The sequence below is a fragment of the Peptoanaerobacter stomatis genome, from assembly GCF_000238095.2.
GTDB classification, from domain to species: Bacteria; Bacillota; Clostridia; order Peptostreptococcales; family Filifactoraceae; genus Peptoanaerobacter; species Peptoanaerobacter stomatis_A.
In genome coordinates, this window is the sequence record NZ_JH815226.1 from 130,384 (window position 1) to 152,661 (window position 22,278).

Here is a 22,278-nt window from a genome sequence, read left to right on the forward strand (position 1 = left end):
TATGAATAAAAAAATTATAATTACTCTGTTTTTTATATTTACAATATTCAGCTTAGTGGTATATGCTGATAAAACTCAAGAATTAAATAATATAAACCGTCAAATAGATGATATAAGAGTTCAAATAGGAGATAAAAAAGAAAAACTCAGTACTCTAAACGAAGAAATATTGAAAATAGACGCTCAAATAACTGTTCTGGAAAGTAAAATACAGAATTTAGAAAAACAAATAAATGAAGTACAAAGCAAAATAAATGTAAATATAGAAAAAATTGCCCAAAAGGAAAAAGAAATTAATTCTCTTACAACAGCACTTGAAAACAGAATAAGAGTGATGAGCAAAATAAATAATCTTGATTATATACAGATAATATTTTCTTCAAAAAACTTGGGAGATGCACTGTCCAATTATACAATAATAAAAAAAATAATTCAGCAGGATAAAGATAATTTAAAAAAATTGGAAACTGCAAAACTCGAACTGAACAATATAAATAAAGAACTAACAAATATGAAGTTATCACTGACAAATTTACAAAATTCCTATAATAAAGAAAATGACCAATTAAAACTTGCAAAAGCTAATCAAGAATCCAATATGGCAAAACTGCAAAGCGATATAACATCATTAGCACAAATTGCACAACTAAAAATGCAAGAGGCACAACAGATAACTCAAGAATTAAAACAACTTACAGCATCAAATCAAAACAGCTATAAAGGAACATATTCAGGAGGAAAATTTGCTTTTCCTGTATCAGGAGGTGTGCTTACATCTTACTTTGGATACAGAAATCACCCTATATTAAATAGAAAAATATTGCACACAGGTATAGATATAGGAGGTAGCATGGGTACACCTATAATATCGGCTGACAACGGTAAAGTTATATATGCAGGTCCAAAATCCACATACGGCAATACTGTAATGATAGATCATGGTTCAGGAGTAGTAACACTATATGCACACTGCTCATCAATAGACGTATCTGTAGGTCAAACTGTATCAAAAGGACAAGTTATAGCAAAAGTCGGAACAAGCGGTCGTTCAACAGGTCCTCATTTGCATTTTGAAGTTAGAATAAACGGAGAATTTACAGATCCTCTGCCATATGTAAGATAATTATCACCCTTTTATACTATTTTCTAATAAAATTATGGATAACTTATATAATTATATATAGATGTTTTTTAAAATATAATGCTCAAATATATTTTGCTTGAAATGCTTTTTATAAATATCTTCAAAACAGATATTTATAAAAACTTTAGCAATTCTACTCGCAAAACAATTTGAGCATATTTTAATTTAAATAAGATTTAGTATTATTTTTCAATTAATTAAACATAGATTTGTAGTTATATATAAGATTTCCATTTATATCCTCATACATCTGAAGATATTTTACATTTTTAAGGTCATTGTAGTTTTGATTTTTCAAATCTACAATTGAAATATAGCTCACATTTCCTCTTTTATAAGCATCATTTGTATTTGATTTATATATAACATAAATATTTTTTTGTTTTGCAACGCTCTCAACTAATTTATCAAACATATTTTGTTCAAAAGAATTGAAAAGCTTGCTTTGACCTTGCATAGCTATTATTATATTTTTATATTCTGAATTTAATGCTGTTTTTAAATTATTCAGTTGACTTTCATTTTTATAAAGTCCTACAGTATTGTTAAGGAATACCACCTGTGTATTTTCAAATATCTTATTTGGAACAGAGGAATTTATATTTTGTGAATTCCCTCTTAAATTACTTGTAAAATACACATCATTATTACCTATAACCAAATTGTTTACGGCATCTTCAGAATTTATTAACATTTTTGATTTTATAACTTGTGATATTAAATCATTTCCGTCATCCATATTTGAATATACATTGAATTTTTTTATTTCAGAAGTATTTTGCTTATATTTATCATCATTAGAGTGTGAATCTAAAACCTCCACTTCAGATATTCCTGTAACTCCTTGCACTGTAGCATTTATAGTACCTTTTCCGGAAGTTGTAGGAGTTATGGCTCTATCTTTTATTTGGCTGTTGAATCCGCTTGTAGTAAGAGTAAAAGATGGTGTATTATACTTTGTAATTTTTGAGCCGTTATTGTCCTGTGCAGATGCTATTACTTCTACATTATCTCCTGTATAAATTATTTCTTTTAAAGGTACTATATTCACTTTTGCAACATTTCCTGTCTGTTTTTCATTTTTTATTGCAATTGCATTTATTACCTTTCTTTCGCTATAAAGATAATTTTGTGCTTTTCCATCCGCATATAACTCGGTAGAACCTCCACCGTCAAATATCATAGCATCTACTATGCCTATTGAATAAAAATAATTTTGAACATCTTTTTCGTCCAAGCCTAGAGTAGATTGTGTTCTTCCATCATTTGTAAAAACTATGAGTTTATTATTTTTTGTTATACCTATGGCTGTTCTTTGCGCTTTCCCGGGAATTGATGATGTTATGGGTGTCTTTTGTCCATTTTTTATAAGTACACTTCCTCCACCTATGATTGTCTTTATATCAGGTCTGTTTTGCAATATATCCAAAGTTAATTCCAGTTGGTCTCCTACATGATAATTATTTTTCAGCTCGCTTCCGTCAACATTGAATGACATTATAGCGAAGCCTCCATATGGAATTTGAACAGCATCTTTACCTTCCCTGATTTCCTTTACAATATTATCACTTCCGACTATAACCTCAACTCTGTTAGGGTTTGAAGTGTTTTTTCCAAATGTTGTATAAGCATAGTCTGATGTACGTACTGTTATTCCTCTATAAGAATTACTTATAACTTTATTCATTGTAGGTGCTGTATAATCTTTGTTAGTAGTTATATTTTTTATAATAATATTCGGATTCAGATATTCAAATGTAACTTTATTGTTGTCTGTTATAACCATACTTGCATATTTCCCACTGCTTTCAGCAGGAGAAGATAAAACTTTGTGATTTTTTACCATAGCTCCTATTGATGAAGTAGGTGTCTGCAGCAGGAAAAAATCCGTATTTGCTGCAGCTACAATATTAGGTGTACTGTCTACAACTTGTTTTATGCTTATTGTTTTAAACAGACCTTGAGTGTTGAACAATATATCCATACTGTTGTTAGGATCGTTTAAGTCAGCCTCTATAATATTAAACTCATTTGTTCCATACCCATAATTTTCTACAACCTTTTTAAGATTTATAGATGACGATAACGGTATTGTGTACACTGTCTGATCCATGATTTGAGCATTTGATATACTTGCCCCGCCAATTAATGATAATGTAAGGCTGAGCAATATTAATTTCTTTTTCATTTAATCTATCTCCATTTTTTATTTTTTACAACTATAAAATTAAATTCACCTCTTATATCATATATAATTGAATATAAATATTTTTTTAATACATTTGAGGATATCTTAGTTAAAATGGTCTTTGGTGTTAATAAAAATTTTTATAAAATCTCTATTTTATATTAAAGTTAATCATATAATTGCAAAAAATATTTTTAATTTATATTTTTTATAATAATTGTATAATAACGAAAAACATTATATTTAATACCAAAAATATATATGTATAATCATTTTTAAAGCATGTGAATATTATACAGCTTTAAAATAAATTTTATTTTAAATTTTATTTAATTTTTTGTGACAAAAAAATCTCTTTAATATAAATAATATCAAAGAGATTTTTCGATTTATCATATTTTATAGATTTTGTTTTAATTGCTCTACTTTATTTGTTTGTTCCCAAGTAAATTCTTTGTCTTCTCTTCCGAAATGTCCATATGCTGCTGTCTTTCTATATATAGGGCGTCTTAAATCAAGTTCTTTTATTATTGCTCCAGGTCTCAAATCAAATGTTTTTGATATCGCTTCACTGATTTTTTCTTCAGGCACTGTTGCTGTTCCAAAAGTATCTACCAATATTGACACTGGTTCTGCAACACCTATAGCATAAGCCAACTGTATTTCACATTTTTCTGCAAGTTTTGCGGCTACTACATTTTTTGCTATCCATCTTGCCGCATACGCTGCTGAACGGTCTACCTTTGTAGGATCTTTTCCTGAAAATGCTCCACCGCCATGTCTTGAATATCCGCCATAAGTGTCTACTATTATCTTTCTTCCTGTAAGTCCTGAATCTCCATGAGGTCCTCCTATTACAAATCTGCCTGTAGGATTTATAAGATATTTTGTGTTGTCATCTATTAATTTTGCATCTACAATAGGTTTTACAACGTGCTCAATTAAATCTTTTTGTATTTGTTCTCTTGTTACATTTTCATCGTGTTGTGTGGATATAACTATTGTATCAACTCTTGCCGGATTTCCATTTTCATCATATTCAACAGTTACTTGAGTTTTTCCGTCAGGTCTTAGGTAATTAAGCACTTTTTGTTTTCTAATCTCTGACAATCTTATTGCCAACTTATGTGCAAGTGATATAGGTAACGGCATAAGCTCTTTTGTTTCATTACAAGCATAACCGAACATTATACCTTGATCACCTGCTCCAAGTTTTTCTTCATCGTCTTTGGCTCTACCTCTACCTTCTTTGTCTTCAAGTGAATCATTTACACCCATAGCTATATCTGCTGACTGCTCATCTATTGCATTTATTACCGCACAAGTGTCACAATCAAATCCGTATTTTGCTCTGTCATATCCTATTTCTCTAACTGTCTGTCTAACTATTTTTTGTATGTCAACATATGCTTTTGTAGTTATTTCACCAACAACTGCTATTAGTCCTGTAGTTGTAAGTGTTTCACAAGCTACTCTCGAATACTTGTCTTGTCTTAACATTTCGTCAAGTATGGCATCTGAAATTTGGTCGCACATCTTATCCGGATGCCCTTCAGTCACTGATTCAGAAGTAAATAATCTTCTCATAAATCTCTCCTTTGTTATTTTATATATTAAAAAAATTTTGCCAAATAAAAAACCTCGCAATATACGAGGTTATAAGATACAAAAAATTCTTATTTCCCTCATCTGTCAAGTAATGCAACTTGCAGGAATTGGCACCTTCGCTTTTCAGCCGGTTGCCGGGTTTCACAGGGCCTTTCCCTCCACCTCTCTTGATAAGGTTTTTTATTTAGAATACATTATATATATTTTTTTAAATTTGTCAATATAGTTTTTATAAATTGCTTTGTGTTTTATGTAAAAAAGTCAAACATTTTTGACACAAAGCCTATAATATAATTTTGATTATTGTATATCATATTTTTTTAACAATATATGCGGGTAACCCCATATATTGTTAAAAATTTTCTAAATCACACTCTCGCTTTTTCTATATAATCTTCTAACATTTCATTTGCAGTTTTGAATTTCAAAACTTTCTTCGCTATATTGTTTTACCTTTTTGCATATCTTTCAAAACTCTTATACATCTCTTCTTCGCTCTTGAATCTTCTATTTGCATAAAATTTCTCACTATCTTCTCTATGACTTCTTTCTACATACCCATTTTGCCACGGACTGTATGCGGCTGTTAGTTTATGCTCTATACCTAATTCTTCTAATGTTTTTTGAAATCTACTTTTTTTATTTGTTCTGTCTTGCTCATTTGTAAATTCTAATCCATTATCTGTTTGTATTTGCTCTATTTTAAATCCCATTTCTTTTTCTAATGTATTTAAGTAATTACTTGTTTCGTATGTGCTTTTTTCTTTTACAAGCTTCAATATTCTTTTTCTTGTATATACATCTATACCTGTTATTTGATAATATCTGTCTACTTCACTTTTAAATCCTATGCATTCTAACGGTACATATTTTATATCTACTTGTACTTGCTCTCCTGGTCTTGTTACTTTGCTTACTTTCTTTTCTTTCTTCTTTTTTCTAATTTCTTTTTTTTCTTGTATAGTTTTTAATTTTAATTTTTTTATCTGTCTTGTCATTGAATCATAGCATCTTGTATATCCTTTTTCTTGTAACTTTCTGTATACTTGTGCTAACCCTTCATGCTTATGATATCTATAGCAATGTTTTATCTTTTCTTGTTCTTCTGCTGTGTGCTCTTTTGGATGGCTTTTTGGTTTTGTTGACTCTTTTCTTAATGATTCTATTGTTCCATCATATCTTTTCATCCAATAATGTACATACTGTCTTGTTACATGGTATTTTCTTGCTGCTTTTGCATTATTTTTTTCTTTTATTGCATATTCTATTATTTGCTTGCGTCTTTTCATTCCTTCTGTTATACTTTTATTCATAAGAAAGCCTCTTTACTGATTTTTATTTTTTCCAAATCTTATTATATCAGTTGGCTTTCTTTTTTTATACTTTTTTGTCACAAATCTATTGTAGCATAACAGTTTTTATAAATTGCTTTGTGTTTTATACATATCGAAATATTTTCCTTTTTTGTCTAATAATTCACTATGTGTTCCCTGCTCTATTATTCTTCCTTTTTCAAGAAGATATATTTTATCAGCATTTTTTATTGTAGATAATCTGTGCGCTATTATAAACGTTGTTCGTCCTTTCATCAACACATCCATAGCGGATTGTATTATCTTCTCCGTTTCAGAATCTACTGAGCTTGTTGCTTCATCAAGTATAAGTATTGTAGGATTTTGCGCTAAAGCTCTTGCAAATGAAATAAGCTGCCTTTGACCGGAAGATAGGGTTGCGCCTCTTTCTACAACTTTTTCATCTATACCGTCTTTCAAATTTCCTAAAACTAAATCTCCACCAACCATTTCAAGTGCTTTTTGAGCATCTTGTCTGCTTATATTCTCTTTATTAAGTGTTATATTGCTCAAGATTGTACCTGTAAATAAATATGGCTCTTGCAATACTATACCCATATGATCTCTTATGGTTTGATCTTGCAAAGTCTGTAGATCCATACCGTCAATCAATATTTTCCCTTGTTGTGGCTGATAAAATTTCAGCAGTAAATTCATAATAGAGCTTTTTCCTGAACCCGTATGTCCTACCAGTGCAATAGTTTGTCCTTTTTCTGCACTTATATTTATATTTTTCAAAACATATTCATCTTTTTTATAATAAAAACTTACATCTTTAAATTCTACTGTACCGCTAATTTTCTCAATTTTTTCGTCGCTGATGTCTTTTCCCTCTTTATCTATCATTTCAAAAACATGGGATGATGCAACTGTTGATTTTGACATTTCGTTCATTTGCTGTACTATCTGATGTATATGGTGAAACAATATACTTATATAATCTACATACACATATAATAGTCCTACAGATGTTACAGCATTATATTTTATAACTTTATTTCCGAAATAATAAATCATAACTACAAATACAATATTTCTAAGTGTACTTATTATATTATATGAGGTTGCCGAATTTAACACCAGAAGTTTTGTACGCTGATTAACTCTTTCTTCATTCGTCTTGTCAAAATCCTTTTGTATCTGTTCTTGATTATTAAATGCTTGTATCACACTTATTCCTTGTACAGTTTCGTTTATTGCTCCGTTTAATTCACTGACCTTTGACCTTATTACATTGTTGTAAACTCTTGCCTTTTTGTTGTAAATATAGATTATAAAAGCTACCAATGGCAATAGAAACGTTGCAAGAAGTGCAAATTGAGTCTGTATTGTAAACAATATTATATATATGCTTATAACATAAACTGTACTTTTAAATATTTCTCCTAATACTTTTACATATAGTCCTTGCACTGCTAATGTATCGTTTGTAACTTTAGACACTATGCTTCCTGCCGGCATATTATCAAAAAATGATATCCCTATTCTCTGAATATTACTATATATTTGCACACGCATTTTTTGTACTATTCTCATAGCCATTATCTTTAATTGTATGTCGCTCATATACTGAAATATCATAGCTGTTATATTTACAAACAAATATAACCCTATCCAATAGAGTATTGAATTTTTATCTATAACTGCTTTTTTAAGCTCTTCATCAAATATTTTTCTTACTGCAAAAGGTGCTAATAATTCAAAAACTACTGCCAAAAGTAAAAATAAAAGTCCTTTTAAAAAATTAGATTTGAATAAAAGCGTATAACTTGCCAATCTCTTTATATCTTCTTTTTCAGCATCAGGATTTTGATTTATATTGTTATTCATCTTCTCCCTCCTCCATTTGCTGAATATGATACTGTCTATTATACCAGCCGTCTTTTGAAATTAATTCCTCATGTGTTCCACGTTCAATAATCATACCGTCATCAAGCACGATTATTTCATCTGCATGTGATACTGCTGATAATCTGTGTGTTACTATTATAGTTGTTTTATTCTTACGATTTTTTCTGATGTTTTCTATTATTTTAGCCTCTGTTCTGGAATCTACTGCCGACAAAGAATCATCCATTATCAACAGGTAAGGGTCTTTTATAACAGCTCTGGCTATAGATATCCTTTGTTTTTGCCCTCCAGATATAGCTACACCTCTTTCTCCTACCAATGTATCCATTTTATTTGCAAATAAATCTATATCTCTCAGCAAATCTGATATTCTTATAACTTCAAATAATTCCTCTTCGCTTGCACTCTTTTTTCCCATCAAAATATTTTCTCTTATAGTTTTAGAAAATAGTATATTGTCCTGAGATACATAGCCTATTTCATTCATCAAACTGCTTTTTTGAACTTCACTTATACTCAAATCATCTATAGATATATTTCCATCACCTACAGGATACTCTTTTAATAATTGTTTTATTAATGTAGACTTTCCGCTTCCCGTTCTTCCTACTATTCCGATTGTTTTACCTCTTGTTATTTCAAGATCTATGCCTCGCAAATTTACATTTTTTGAGTTAGGATATCTAAATGTATAATCACTGAATTTTATATTGTCAAACCCATCTATATTTCTTGTAATTTTTTTATTTTCTACGTCATCATCTTCTTCAAGCACTTCATAAATTCTTTCTATTGATGTCGTACCTCTTTGTGCTGTATTTATAAAATCACCTATGGCATACATAGGCCATATTAAATATCCTAAATATACATTAAACGAAATAAGTGCACCTATTGTAATTTCACCTGCCAATATTAGATTAACCCCATAACCTATTGCTATCGCATAACTTATTGATGTAAATATTTTGGTAGCAGGCCAAAAAGTAGATGCAACAAGCTCTGTCTTTAATGATTTATTAAATACATCTTCTGTTGTATTTTCAAAATTTTCAATACTCTGCTTTTCAAGTACATATGAGCGTATTACACGAATACCGTTAACATTTTCCAACACCTCATCGCTCATTTTACTAAAAGCTTCCTGCTGAGCCATATATAATTTATGTATATATTCTCCTACATAGCTTGTAAGCATTGTGAGTATCGGTAGAGGCAATATGCTTACTATAGTCAATTTCCATGAAACCGTAAAACCCATCGCAAGTATAATAGCGAGCAGATATCCTATCCCATCACTGATTGCAAGAACCCCATAGCCGAGCATTTCACTTATTGTATCTATATCACTTGTAGCTCTTGACATCAAATCTCCTGATGAAAACTTTTCAAAAAATGTTCTCGGCATCATCAATATTTTTTTCATCATCATAGCACGAAGTCTAAGATCAATTATAATTGCATTTAAAAAGATTTCATATGCCCATATATAACCAAATATATATTCTGCTGTCAAAATAGCTGCAAGATATGAAATATCCGTAAAAAGCTCTGTTCCTGTGATACTCCCGTCAGATATGCTGTCTACAGCCCTACCTATTATTATAGGAGGAAGTATAACTATAAGGTTTGTAAGTTGCAAAACCAAAATACCTATTATATAATGTCGTGCTCTTTCTTTTAAAAACCACTTCAATTTTTTTAATTGCTTAAACATATATTCCCTTTCCATTTATTTATATAAATTAATACTAAAATCTATATAAAATAATATGTGATACTAAAATATAAAAAACTCCTACATAACTAATCAAATACATTCCATTCAGCATTTTTATTATATGCTTATTTAATTTTAATAATAGTATTATATAATTTTTCTATATTTTATAATATTTAAAGGAGATGAAAAAGTAATTAAAAATTTATCTGCTTTTTCATCTCCTGAATAATTCTTAATAAATTCAATATACACTATGATATACATTAGTATTTTAACATTTAGAATTTAAAAAGTCAATCTGCATAAAGAATTTAAGCATTATAATCGTGCTACATAATGTATATTTTTTATTATCAATTATCAAACTTTCAAATTTTCAGTATTCATTCTAATGACCTCTTACACTAAAAAATTAATGGAATATATGGATATTTTCGTTTTTAAGAATTAATCTGCTAACTAAAATTATGTATATCTATTAAAGGAAAAATTTTATATGCCTTTAATCGGTTAATTAAACGAATATTAGTATTAAAACAACAACTTTGCATATATTATAAACTTTTATATAATCAGCTAAAAAACTTTTTTTAATTTATTTACTTGTTTTACAATTTGCTTGAAACATTCGATTTTCTGTGATAAACTTAGCCTATATTTATACCGATATTATAATAACGGATTTATGCGATTGAAACGGTATAAGCCATAATTAATACTAAACACTAATTGAAAGTATAATATAATCATATTTTTAAAATGTTATACTTTTTCAAAATAATTAATTGCACATTTTATATTTTTTAATAGTATTTAGTATTAATTTCAAAAGAAAGCGTTATTTATTAAGGAGGAGTTAAGTGGATTTTTCTAAACTTGTAGAGGAACTTTGGAAAAAATTTTTTTCTAAAGTAGATGAAAAAACAAAAGGAGATATAATTAAATGGTTCTCCCCTAAGTGTGTTATTATAGGCACAGGAGCTCATGAGTTTTATACAGGATTAGATAATTTTTTGTGCGCTTTTGCTAATGAAATGACCGAGAGAAATGATATAGAGTTTAATTTAAAAAATATTTGGTGTGAGCAAATGCAATTTGACTCTAAAACCTGTCTGGTATATGGAAAAATATATGTTTTGGGAGAAAGTAAAGACAAGTCTGTACTCATTAACATGGATGGTCGCTTTACTTTAATATTTCACATGGTTGAAGGACATTGGGAAATTATTCATATCCATTATTCCATTCCTAATCAAGAACAAGGCGATGGAGAGTATTATCCTAAAACTCTTTTAAAAAAGGTTCAAGAATTACAAAGTATTAATGATGAAATGAGAGCGTTGGCACAAAAAGATGGCTTGACAGGTCTTGATAATTTTCGAACATTCAGTAATCAATGGGAGCATAGAAGTAAATATGGTTGGTTTTTTGTGTTGGATTTAGATCATTTTAAACAAATTAATGATACTTACGGACACTTAGTAGGTAATGAAGTTCTATTATATATGGGTAAGGTATTTCGATCTGTAATACGTGAAAATGATTTGCTTTGCAGAATGGGCGGAGATGAATTTTTAATTTTTTGTAGTGAAATGAAAAATAAATCAGATGCGACAGAATTTGCTCAAAGACTTATAAACGAAGTTAGAAAAGCAGGAGAATCAAATTTGTATTGGACAACAGTGTCAGTCGGTGCGGCAGAGGTAACATCCGGTATGTCTATTGATGAAGCCTTAGAAAATGCCGATAAATCTCTTTATGTTGTTAAAAAAACAAAACGAGGCGGTTTCTTTGCTATATAATACTAATATTTGTTTAATTAGCTGATAAAATATATGTATATTTTTTGCTATAATCATATATATTTTTCTTAGCAATGAATTTTTAAAAACAAAAATGTTCATTATTTTATCATACTAATCATCATTTATAATACCAAGTATTTCATACTTTATGAGATTATATATTTATAGATTATAAGTAGTTTTGTTGCAACACAATTATGTAGATATTTAATTGATTTTTAGTATCAGGTATTAGTATCAATTAATGTTCAGTATTAGAATATTAAAAAACTTTATTAAAAAAGAGATTGTTTGCAAAATAATAAGCATATTTCAAACAATCTCTTTTTTATTATAAAAATTTATATTCAAATTTCCTGTTTATACATTTTTTATGTTGTTCAATATCAATAAGATAAATGATTTTTAATTATATCTATATTAAAATAATATTTTTTCCTTTTTAATCTATCTATCATTTTTTCTATATCGTCTTAATATTATAAGTCCGAATAGTGATAAAATAGAAGTCATAATTAATGTTCCTTGAGGAAATTCATTCCCTGTTTTGACTAATTTCGAATCTCCAAGCGGTACTCCGTCTTCATCTACATATTCTATACTGCCGTCAGGATTTTCTCTCTTAGTATATGTTCCAAGCGGTACTCCGTCTTCATCTGATACTACTATATTATCAGGCGAATTAGGATCGTTAGGATTCGGTGTATCATCTATCGGATAACTCGGTATTGACGGTGTAGGTAAATTCGGTTTTTCAGGTCTGTCCGGTTTATCCGGTTTTTCAGGTCTATCCGGTCTGTCAGGCGGTGTATTTGGAGTAGGATCTGTAGGTTTAGGCGGTGTAGGATCATCAGGAGTATTAGGTCCAGGAGGTGTTACAATTCGAGTATTTACAAATTTTACAATGTCTCCTTCTTCTGTTACAACAGTTCCTTTTTCTTCTCTACCGTCTTTTCCGTTAACAGTTGTAGTATAATTATTATCAACATCTTCACTTACTTCATAAGTTGTATTGAATTTTATACCTTTAATTATTATATATTCTCCATCTGAAAGATCTATGGTGTCTTTTGCTTTTATATATCCTTTAATTATTTCTCCGTCAGAACCTTTATATTCATAGGTATAATTCTTATCAGGATCATTTCCTATATTGAATCTGAATTTAAATTTTTTTGATTTGTCGTCGACAGAACCGGACACTTCTTTTTCTATTTTCAGCTGTCCATGTGTAGTAGTTCTATTGACAAACTCAACTCTTTGCAACTGAGGTTTTGTAGTTATTGTTCCTGATTTGACCTTTTCATAAGGTATATAATCCTTGTAATCAGTTTCTGTCAATATATAATTAATTTCTGTAGGTATTTCCTTTATTGTTATATTATCGCCGTCTTTTAACTCAAATTCACCATTATTACCTATCTTGCCTGTTATTCCGTTCAAATAATAATCGAACATACCGTCAAAAGGTGTACCGTCTTTATATTTAAACTCAACTTTAAATTTAAAAATGTCATTTTTATCAGCCCACTTACCTTCAACTCGCTTATTTACAAAAAGTGTTGCCGATGTAGTAGACGGTACTATCTGTCTGTTTATTACGGTTATTTTATTTTTATCTTTTCTTATATTGGTATTTCCGTCCGTTTCTATATCTATTTCATAATTGTCCTTTAATTTTATAATAGTGACATTATACTCTTTTGTATCCGGAATATAACCGTCTAATGTTTTAATTTCTTTCAGCTTATATTTACCGAATTTTAAACGTTCAAAAATAATTTCTCCATTTTCATCCGTAGTTTTAGAAGCCACATAGAGCCCGTCTACAGATTTTAATTCAAATTCTACGCCTTTTAACGGTTTATCATTTCCGTCAACCTTTTTTATATTCAACTCGGCAACTATAGATTTATTTATATCTATAGCTCTGTTAGGAATCACATATCTCTTATCTACAGAGTCAACGTCTCCTTCTCCCTGAATGAATGCTTTATTATTAACCGCATCTCCCGTTTCTCCATAGACATCCGTAATATACATAAACTGATACGCTTTATTTTTATCAGGTATGGTGAAACTTAGTTGTCTACTGTTTCTGTCATATTTTATATATTTCTCCAAATATTCTTTTTCTGTATGAAGTGCTGTTTGTTCAAAAGCTTTAACAGGTTTTCCAGATTCAGTTTTATTTACAATTTTGCCTTCTACAATTTTATAATTTTTACCGTCAAATTGTAAATCATTTGTATAAGGCTCTCTTCTTATTTCCAGTCCGCTTCCGAGTTTATCGGCTATAACAATCTCATCTTTCGTCAAATAATTATTCGGGTCATATTGAATCGTCCATTCCAAATAACCATTTTCAATATTACTCTCATCACTTATAAATTTATCATAAAATTTAGGGTTGGTAGTATCTATAACTTGATCATCACTTAAAAAACTTTTTCTAATATTAACTGTCGCAATATTTCTTATCTCTTTATAAAATTTATTTGCATCCTTAGGTTTAGCCTCTAACAAAATAACATACGGTTTTGTTATTTTCTTGAAAGTAAATTTAGGTTTGTTAACATCCGAAAAATCAGTGATAAGTTTATCTTGAAAATCACTGCTGTCTACATCTGTATATTTTACAGCCTTTACCGTTGCATCTTTGTTGTCTTCATTGGTATAAGAAACAAATCTCTCTCCCTCATATAACAAATAATTTTTACCTGCAACTATTTCAGTAAGTTCCCAACCTTCAGGCAACATATCTTCCACCACTATATCTCCGATTACATTATTGCCGGCTGTATTATCTATACCAGCCGCATTTATGCTGAGTCTGAATATAGCAGAATTTGTTTTTGTATTAAATGAGTTTTTTCTATTATCTATAGGTGTATTTGTATTATTGTCGAATATATTGTCATTAATTTTATCAATATCGTTATAATTTGATTTTATTACATCTGAATTTATTGCAGGTAGAGCTTGCTTTTCAAGCATCCTCGCTTTATATAACGGCCAATCTTCTGCACTTTTAACAAATTTTTTATCTGTGAACATATATGATATATTGAAATTTTTGTTAAATTTCAGTCCGCTTGTTCCCTGTTGAAGAGCATTTAATAATATTCTATGATCCGTTATTACAGTTGTAAATGTAAATTCATTCATACTGTCTTGATTTAAATTGGATACTTCCAACAAATCTCCTGCATATACATGATAATTTTCTTCATTATCTGCATTATCTACATAAATCTTATATGTTTTATGTTCTATGTTTTGTCCTACCGGAGATTTAACTTCAAATTTATCCGTATATTTCTGGAATTTTATCCAGTTCATTTGTATATTTCCTTGAGCATCTTTTGGAAGAAGACTTTGTTTTCCTTCAGTTGTACCAATATTCACTCCGTTCAAAGAAATTACAGGTGTTTCATCATTTTTACGTATTTGGTAATTTCCTTTTCGGATATTCTCCAAATTTGCATCAGGATCAAAAATCATCATATCATAGACATATGTTTTATCCGTTATTCTTATATTTTTATCTCCTTCAACTTTTATATTCCACGTGATTTCTTGCCCTGTATAATTTCCGTCTTTTTTTACCGCTCTTTTTTTAATTAAAGGATTACCTATTGTAACCGCTTTTTGATCATTCAACTTCAGTTGCCCTTCGTAACCCCAAGTTATAACACCTATATTCGAAAATCTTTTTGACGGACCTGTTTCCAAATTATCCGTATAATTTAAAATCTTGGATTTTATAGTAAGTTTTATCTTGCCGTCTATATTTCCTACATTATAAATAGAATTATTATTTTCCGGTGTTATATTTTTACTTTCTTTTTCATATTTTCCGTCTTTTAATACTTCTTTTTCCAATATAGCACTTACAAATTCAAGTTTTGTACCGCTATTATAATAATCTTGAGGTAATTTATCTTCTATTTTTACATTCTTTAATGATTTTCTCTCACTGTTGAACTCTATTACCCAATCTATATAATAATCGTTATTTTCCTTATAATATTCGGCTGTGCTTCCTTTTGCAGACTTTTTCATCCACATTCTGTCAATCGTTACTGCCGAATTATCTTGAGCATATTCTTTATCATTTTTAAGAATTTTAGCTGTATTTTCTTTTGTAAGTGTTAACTTTTGGTTGTTTTTGACAGCTGTTTGATACTCAGCCGGAGTGGAGTAAAACTCTGCACCTATTTGAGTCTTGAACTTGATTGTAAGTGGTGTTTTATCTGTGTCCTTAAACTTATATTTTAATTCTTTAGATATGTCATTCCATTCAATGGAATCTTCCGGCACAGCATTTTCACCAACTTTAAAACTGCCTTTTACATAATCTCCGACAGTTTTTAAATCATCGTAAAATAAAAAATCTTTTAATTCAGCCTCATCTTTATATGAATTTTTCTTTATATTTACTGTCCATTCTACAGTTGCATCGTTATAGTCTGCTTTTCCTGTTTTTTCTATTGATATATACCCTTCTCCCGGAACAGTTTTATATTTTTTGCCCAATATATACACTTCCGTATATGCAGGTATTACCTGCTTATCTATCATAAATGTATCACTGATTGAAAACTGCAATTTATTGGCATTTTCAAAAAAATCTTTACTTCCGTCAAAAGATATATTTAAGAAAAGAGTATCTCCATCTTTTGTATATTTTGCCGTTCCTATTTTTATCTTTTCTCTATCATCTTTTAATTCAAAAGAATTATTTATATCCTTTATATCTATACCTTTCCCTATTTTTATCTTAGCTTTATCTCCATGTTTGACATATTTAAGGGGCGCAGGATCCGATTTTTTAACAGGTACATTTATACTTACTTTTAACTGGAAGTTTTTGTCCATAACTATACTTCCACCCTCAGGAACTATATTTCCGTCCTGCATTAAAATAACATCTTTTTCTAATATACCACTCACATCGTCGGATTCATCCGCATATAAATTTTTTGGAACCGATATACTTCCTATCAGTAAAATAAAAGTTAATATAAAGCTCAATAATCTGATCGGTTTACTTTTTTGTTTCATTCTTCTCTCCTTTCTTTTAACCAGTTTTCGATTTAAAAATATTAAAAAATATCATATAATTCACATTATATTTTTATAATAACTTTCAATATTTTACTTAAAACACGGTTTTAGTATCAATTGTTAATAAAATTTTATCAGATTTTTGCTGTACTGAAATACGTTAAAGTCTGCTGAAACATATTTAACAAAAAAAATGGTTTAAATAAACACTTTATATTACAACAATACCATTTCATTTCTAAAAATAGTCCCTTTTACTTATTTAAAGTGTACCATATTATTTTTATTTTATCAACATATATTTTAAAAAAAGATATTTTCAAATCATATTTTTATAAACTTGTAAAAAAATAAAATTTTCTATTATTTTATAATTTAATACTAAAACACTATTACAAAATATAAAATTTCTAATTTTTATATATTTTTCAATTTAAAAAAATATGATTTTTTAGATAATATAATTATAATACAGTTTTAATTAGTACTTAGTATTGAATATTTCAAAATTTATAGCAAAAAATAAAAAACTTATAATAAATTATAAGTTTTTTATTTTATATTCTATTTATCAAATATGTTTTTTCAAACTCTTGTGCATTAACCGGTCTGCCGTAATAATATCCCTGTATCTGATCACATCCAAGCTCCAATAATATATCTTTTTGTTCTTTTTCTTCAACACCTTCTGCTATTGTTTCCAATTTCAGACCTTTCGACATCATTATTATGGCATTTACTATCATATATTCATTTTTATCAGTAACTATATTATCTACAAGTTCTTTAGATATTTTTATCTTATCTATATTGAAATTTTTGATATAACTTAGTGATGAATATCCTGTACCGAAATCATCTATACTTATATTTATTCCCATGTTGTGAAGTTTATCAAAAAGATTACATATAGACTCTCCTGCTTGCATTACGCTCATTTCTGTCATTTCAAAATCCAGCCAAACAGGATTTATATGTTTTACATCTACAAAATACTTTACTTCACTTAAAAAATCATAATTTTTAAGATATTTAGGCGATATGTTTATGGATATTCTGTAATTCTTATTATATTTTAAATTCCATTCTTTTATCTGTTCCGATGATTTCTTTATAGTCCATTGAACTATTTTTAATATCGCATTGCTCTCTTCCGCTATGGCTATAAATTCTCCCGGTGAAACATTGCCTAAAACAGGACTGTTCCATCTAAGTAATGATTCCATACCTATCAATTCACTTCCATCTATGCTGAATTGAGGCTGAAAAAACATCGCAAACTCATCATCATAGTTTATAGTTCTCAAAAGCCCTTCTATAGTAATCTTCCTGTTTATCTTATCAGCCATTTCCTGATCATAAAATCTATAGTTGTTGAATGACTTATAATCAATCTTAGCTTCTTTTGAAGCATATTCGGCATTTTTTAATAATTCCGAATAATTTGCCATATTTCTTTCATACTTGCAACAACCTATTGCTACATCGATATTTATGAAATCCGTATCTATATATATTAGATTTGTCAATTCCAATGTAATGTTTTGTGCTATATCTTCTAACTGAGACATATTTTTATTATCTTGTATTAATACTGCAAACTCATTAGAATCCGTTCGAAATACTTTTTCCCCTTTGAATATATTCTTCAACCTTCGTGATACTTCCTTTAAAACCATATCTCCTGTTTTATGTCCTGAAGTATTGTTAATAATTTTAAAATTTAATATATCTATGATAAAAATTATTACATTCTCTATAGGATATTCATCATATGAATCTAATATATCCATAAGATATTTTCTTGAGCCAAGCATAGTTAAGGAATCCGTATTTATTATTTTTAAAAATTCCTTATTTTTTTCTTCTAATTCTTTAGTTCTTTCATATACTCTTTTTTCAAGCTCATAATTTATCTGTAATTGAGATTCCAACAAGATCTTGTTTTCTTTAAGGCTCGTATAATATAGTGCTATAAGCAAATATACTATCATTGCAAAAAATGCTACCAAAATTTGTGAATTTGAAAGTGCTTTCAGCCTGTATAAAACCACATCAGTTACCATAATAACGAACAATATCAAAGTAACTATATATCCGCTTGATCTATTTAGTGTATATTTTATACTTTCATCTTTATCATTTGAAACAATACTGCTATTTTCTTTTCTATGATATAAATATACAGCTATTGCTATAATATTTATAGGTATTACATACAATACGTCTAATAATACGGTAGAACTGTAAGATATAGTAGAAGCTTGATATACAAATACCGAACCAACCACAGAAAATATAATCAAAGAAACTGTAACTCCTGTCATAAAATTTGAAAATATTATCTTTTGTGAATTAGATGATAGCAGTATTATAAGAGTAAGTAATAACATTGATAATGTTATAGATGTAAAAATTATGTTTAAATCTCCAAGCGACAGCAATATTCTCGGAAACATAATATTTATTATGCCTCTAAGCATATAGTATGAACATATAAAAAGCAATATAAAGTTCATAAAAGATTGCTTCTTATCGACACAGGACCACTCTGATTTTATTATAAAAAAACACACGGTTGCAATAACAAAAGGTATTATCAAGTATATCATATCAATTAGACTTTTCACAAAAACATATGGAAGAAACTTGAATCTAAGCATAACATATCCCATATCTGTGACAAAGGCAAGAAATACAAATACTCCTATTAAAAAATATATTAAATTATTTTTTTCTTTGCCATTTTTTAAATTAAAAAAAATAAATATACTTATCGCTAAGCTATTTATAGATTTACTTATATCGATAGCATAATTAATCTTGCGAAATGCTGCTATTTGATATAAAACAAAACTTATGGCAATTATAAAAAGAATAACTTTTTTTATTTTATAACCCATAATATCCCTTTCATTATTAATGTATTACAATCTATTTAACCTATTGTTTACAAATCTTTCAACCAATGTATATATAACCGACATTGTCGGTACTGCAACTATCATTCCTAAAAATCCTGCAAATCCTCCTATAACTGTTATTGCAAAAAGCACCCATATACCCGGCAAGCCTACGGATTTTCCTACAACTCTCGGATATATCAAATTCCCTTCCAATTGTTGTAATATTAAAAACAATATTAAAAACCACAATGCTTTTATAGGTTCTACTATCACTATGGATAATACTCCATACACACAAGCTATTGCAACACCAAACAATGGAACTAAAGAAAAAACTCCTATTATTGCAGATATTGGAATAGCTTTTGGTATACCAAGCAAACTCATAGATATTAGAAATAAAAAGCCAAGTATCACAGATTCAGTGCCTTGTCCTGCAATGAATCCTGAAAATGAAGTATTTACAACTTTAAAAAATTCAACTATATGTTCTGAACGTTCATTTCCGAATATAGCCAGTATTAATCTTTTTGCTTGCTCAATCAAGTTTTCTTTTTGTGCAAGTATGTATATAGAAAAAACTATCCCAATGAATAAACTTATCAATCCGCTAAAAAAAGTTGCAGTTAAAGAAAGTATGGATTGAATCGTAGTAGATGCATAAAGAACCGAAGATTTTTTTATAAAATTAACTGCACTGTCAATCATAGATGATATGTCTATGCCGATATTGTCAAATATTTTTAAATTACCATGTAGCTTTAAAAAAGACTCCACCGAATCCACACTATTCAATTTCGTACTAATTTCATTTATACTGTTTGCAATCTCCGGAATTATCATAGATGTTATAAAATATATTGAAAATATAAATACAATTATCGTTATAAATATAGCCTGAAACCTATATGTACCTTGTCCTCTAATTATTCTCCCAATCAATTTTTCAAAAAACATCATAGGGATATTAAGGATAAATGCTATACATATCCCAACTATAACCGGAATGAACAAATTTAGTATATTTCCTACAATATTATATATATTTGTCAAATTAGCCAATGAAAAAAATAATAAATTTGCAATTATTATAAGTTTTAATATCTTCTTATAGCTACAATTATCCATAAAAAAACAGCCTCAACTTTTATAATAAAAATAAAATATATATATCAAAATTACCTAATTATGTATATAAGCTTTCCATAAATTACTTTACAATCACTATTATATTAGTTTTCACAAATTTTGCAATAGAATTATTTATTTTCTCTAAACAAAAAAAGTATAATAGAATTATTTTTATAGGCATATTTTCATATAAATAATATAAACAAATATTTTTCTCAGTGTTTATTTGTATACATTCTAAAAAACACCTATTATTTTTTGAATACTTATACTCATTATTATAATTGATAACCAACAGCAACTACCCAATATCATGGGTTTTATGCCTGATTTTATAAGTTTTACTATATCAGTATTAAGCCCTATAGCAGACATTGCCATAACTATAAAAAATTTGCTCAATTTTTTAGCAATGTGGAAAAACTCATGAACATATACTGCCATATTCTGATTTATTACATTATTTCCTATCAAAACCTCTGCTAAAGTTGTAACAAACGAACAAATAACAAAATATAATATGAACATAGGAAATATCTTCTTTATATCTATAGATGCGTTTTTATCTGCTGTTTTTTTTGCTCTATATATTGCAAGTGTCAATGTTATAGGTATTATAGCCAAAGTCCTCGTAAGTTTAACTATGGTCGCTTTATCCAATACTAATGAACCTGTATTATGTATACTGTCCCAAGCTGATGCAGTAGCAGTTACAGAAGATGTATCATTTACAGCAGTTCCTGCAAAAAGTGCAAAACCGTCATTAGAAAATCCCAATATCATTCCTATTGTAGGAAAGATAAGTGCCGCTATCAAATTAAATAAAAATATAACTGATATTGCCTGAGCAATGTCACTATCATCAGCATCTATCACCGGAGCAGTAGCCGCTATTGCAGAACCTCCACATATAGATGAACCTACACCTATTAGTGTGGCTATCTTAGTATCTATTTTAAACAATTTAGACATAAAATAAGCAACTATAAGCGATGTAAGTATAGTAGATAATATTATAGGCAATGAGGTAGCTCCAACAGATAAAACCGTCTTTAAGTTGAGTCCGAATCCTAACAATATAACGGCATATTGTAATACTTTTTTAGATGTAAATGCAATGCCACTCAAAAAATCGCCCTTATCCTTAAAAAATATACCTATTATCATACCGAACAGTATGGCAAATACAGGAGCACCTATTACAGGCTTAATATTTCCGAGTATCCATGCAGGAACAGCTATCAGTATGCACATTAAAACACCTTTAATATTTTTACTCATCTTATTCACTCCTTTTAAAGCTAAATTTTTCAATAAATCTTATTTTCAATAAAATATATATTTATAAAAAATGAAATCCATAATATTGCATAACAAATAGTAGATATCGTAAAATAACTATAAAATAAATGTATTATTAAACTTATTATTTTTTAATATAAAACAATAGCAAAAATTTAAAAATATACAACTTTATAACCTAATATATTAGTATTTTAG

The 22,278-nt window shown here is 28.6% G+C and carries 10 protein-coding genes, 1 pseudogene and 1 riboswitch; of the genes and pseudogenes, 2 read left to right on the top strand and 9 right to left on the bottom strand.

The features are described from left to right. Position 1 precedes the first annotated feature (1 nt). Positions 2 to 1,123, top strand: a complete 1,122-nt coding sequence (locus HMPREF9630_RS08960) for a murein hydrolase activator EnvC family protein (RefSeq protein ID WP_009528072.1) — start codon at positions 2 to 4, stop codon at positions 1,121 to 1,123. Between the two features lie 214 nt (positions 1,124 to 1,337). On the opposite strand, the gene HMPREF9630_RS08965 is transcribed toward HMPREF9630_RS08960, so the two are convergent. The 5 genes and pseudogenes from HMPREF9630_RS08965 to HMPREF9630_RS08985 form a co-directional block, all read right to left on the bottom strand. After that, on the bottom strand, positions 1,338 to 3,332 hold the full coding sequence (locus tag HMPREF9630_RS08965) for a phosphodiester glycosidase family protein (protein WP_009528073.1): 1,995 nt from the start codon (positions 3,330 to 3,332) through the stop codon (positions 1,338 to 1,340). 399 nt (positions 3,333 to 3,731) lie between these two features. Beyond that, positions 3,732 to 4,919 carry a methionine adenosyltransferase gene (metK, locus tag HMPREF9630_RS08970; protein ID WP_009528074.1) on the bottom strand — a complete coding sequence of 396 codons (1,188 nt, stop codon included), beginning with the start codon at positions 4,917 to 4,919 and terminating at the stop codon, positions 3,732 to 3,734. Between the two features lie 95 nt (positions 4,920 to 5,014). Further along, a riboswitch (SAM riboswitch) is annotated at positions 5,015 to 5,117 on the bottom strand. A 191-nt stretch (positions 5,118 to 5,308) separates the two neighbouring features. Beyond that, positions 5,309 to 6,253 (bottom strand): annotated as a pseudogene (locus tag HMPREF9630_RS08975) (DDE-type integrase/transposase/recombinase). A gap of 105 nt (positions 6,254 to 6,358) precedes the next feature. Beyond that, positions 6,359 to 8,122, bottom strand: coding sequence for an ABC transporter ATP-binding protein (locus HMPREF9630_RS08980; RefSeq protein ID WP_009528075.1), 1,764 nt, complete (start codon positions 8,120 to 8,122; stop codon positions 6,359 to 6,361). After that, on the bottom strand, positions 8,115 to 9,860 hold the full coding sequence (locus tag HMPREF9630_RS08985) for an ABC transporter ATP-binding protein (RefSeq protein ID WP_009528076.1): 1,746 nt from the start codon (positions 9,858 to 9,860) through the stop codon (positions 8,115 to 8,117). The genes HMPREF9630_RS08980 and HMPREF9630_RS08985 overlap by 8 nt, the downstream gene beginning before the upstream one ends. 866 nt (positions 9,861 to 10,726) lie before the next feature. On the opposite strand from HMPREF9630_RS08985, the gene HMPREF9630_RS08990 reads away from it, so the two are divergent. Next, the gene (locus tag HMPREF9630_RS08990) at positions 10,727 to 11,668 is read left to right on the top strand and encodes a diguanylate cyclase domain-containing protein (RefSeq protein ID WP_009528077.1); all 942 of its coding nucleotides are present in this window, start codon (positions 10,727 to 10,729) and stop codon (positions 11,666 to 11,668) included. 450 nt (positions 11,669 to 12,118) lie between these two features. Here the strand turns inward: HMPREF9630_RS08990 and HMPREF9630_RS08995 are convergent, their stop codons facing one another. From HMPREF9630_RS08995 to HMPREF9630_RS09010, 4 genes are all read right to left on the bottom strand, one after another. Continuing rightward, positions 12,119 to 16,738, bottom strand: coding sequence for a DUF7601 domain-containing protein (locus tag HMPREF9630_RS08995; RefSeq protein ID WP_009528078.1), 4,620 nt, complete (start codon positions 16,736 to 16,738; stop codon positions 12,119 to 12,121). 560 nt (positions 16,739 to 17,298) lie between these two features. Beyond that, complete coding sequence (locus HMPREF9630_RS09000; RefSeq protein WP_242824702.1) at positions 17,299 to 19,260, bottom strand: putative bifunctional diguanylate cyclase/phosphodiesterase; 1,962 nt, start codon at positions 19,258 to 19,260, stop codon at positions 17,299 to 17,301. Positions 19,261 to 19,668: 408 nt separating this feature from the next. Continuing rightward, positions 19,669 to 20,775, bottom strand: coding sequence for an AI-2E family transporter (locus HMPREF9630_RS09005; RefSeq protein WP_009528080.1), 1,107 nt, complete (start codon positions 20,773 to 20,775; stop codon positions 19,669 to 19,671). Positions 20,776 to 21,015: 240 nt separating this feature from the next. Then, positions 21,016 to 22,059: a YeiH family protein gene (locus HMPREF9630_RS09010; RefSeq protein ID WP_009528081.1), complete on the bottom strand. Its 1,044-nt coding sequence runs from the start codon at positions 22,057 to 22,059 to the stop codon at positions 21,016 to 21,018. Positions 22,060 to 22,278 lie beyond the last annotated feature (219 nt).

What these genes read in the sequence shown, in the direction of transcription:
- HMPREF9630_RS08980 (WP_009528075.1), bottom strand. Translation starts at nt 8,122, where the DNA reads ATGAATAACAATATAAATCAAAATCCTGATGCTGAAAAAGAAGATATA.
- metK (WP_009528074.1), bottom strand. Translation starts at nt 4,919, where the DNA reads ATGAGAAGATTATTTACTTCTGAATCAGTGACTGAAGGGCATCCGGAT.
- HMPREF9630_RS09005 (WP_009528080.1), bottom strand. Translation starts at nt 20,775, where the DNA reads ATGGATAATTGTAGCTATAAGAAGATATTAAAACTTATAATAATTGCA.
- HMPREF9630_RS09010 (WP_009528081.1), bottom strand. Translation starts at nt 22,059, where the DNA reads ATGAGTAAAAATATTAAAGGTGTTTTAATGTGCATACTGATAGCTGTT.
- HMPREF9630_RS08985 (WP_009528076.1), bottom strand. Translation starts at nt 9,860, where the DNA reads ATGTTTAAGCAATTAAAAAAATTGAAGTGGTTTTTAAAAGAAAGAGCA.
- HMPREF9630_RS08960 (WP_009528072.1), top strand. Translation starts at nt 2, where the DNA reads ATGAATAAAAAAATTATAATTACTCTGTTTTTTATATTTACAATATTC.
- HMPREF9630_RS08995 (WP_009528078.1), bottom strand. Translation starts at nt 16,738, where the DNA reads ATGAAACAAAAAAGTAAACCGATCAGATTATTGAGCTTTATATTAACT.
- HMPREF9630_RS09000 (WP_242824702.1), bottom strand. Translation starts at nt 19,260, where the DNA reads ATGAACTTTATATTGCTTTTTATATGTTCATACTATATGCTTAGAGGC.
- HMPREF9630_RS08965 (WP_009528073.1), bottom strand. Translation starts at nt 3,332, where the DNA reads ATGAAAAAGAAATTAATATTGCTCAGCCTTACATTATCATTAATTGGC.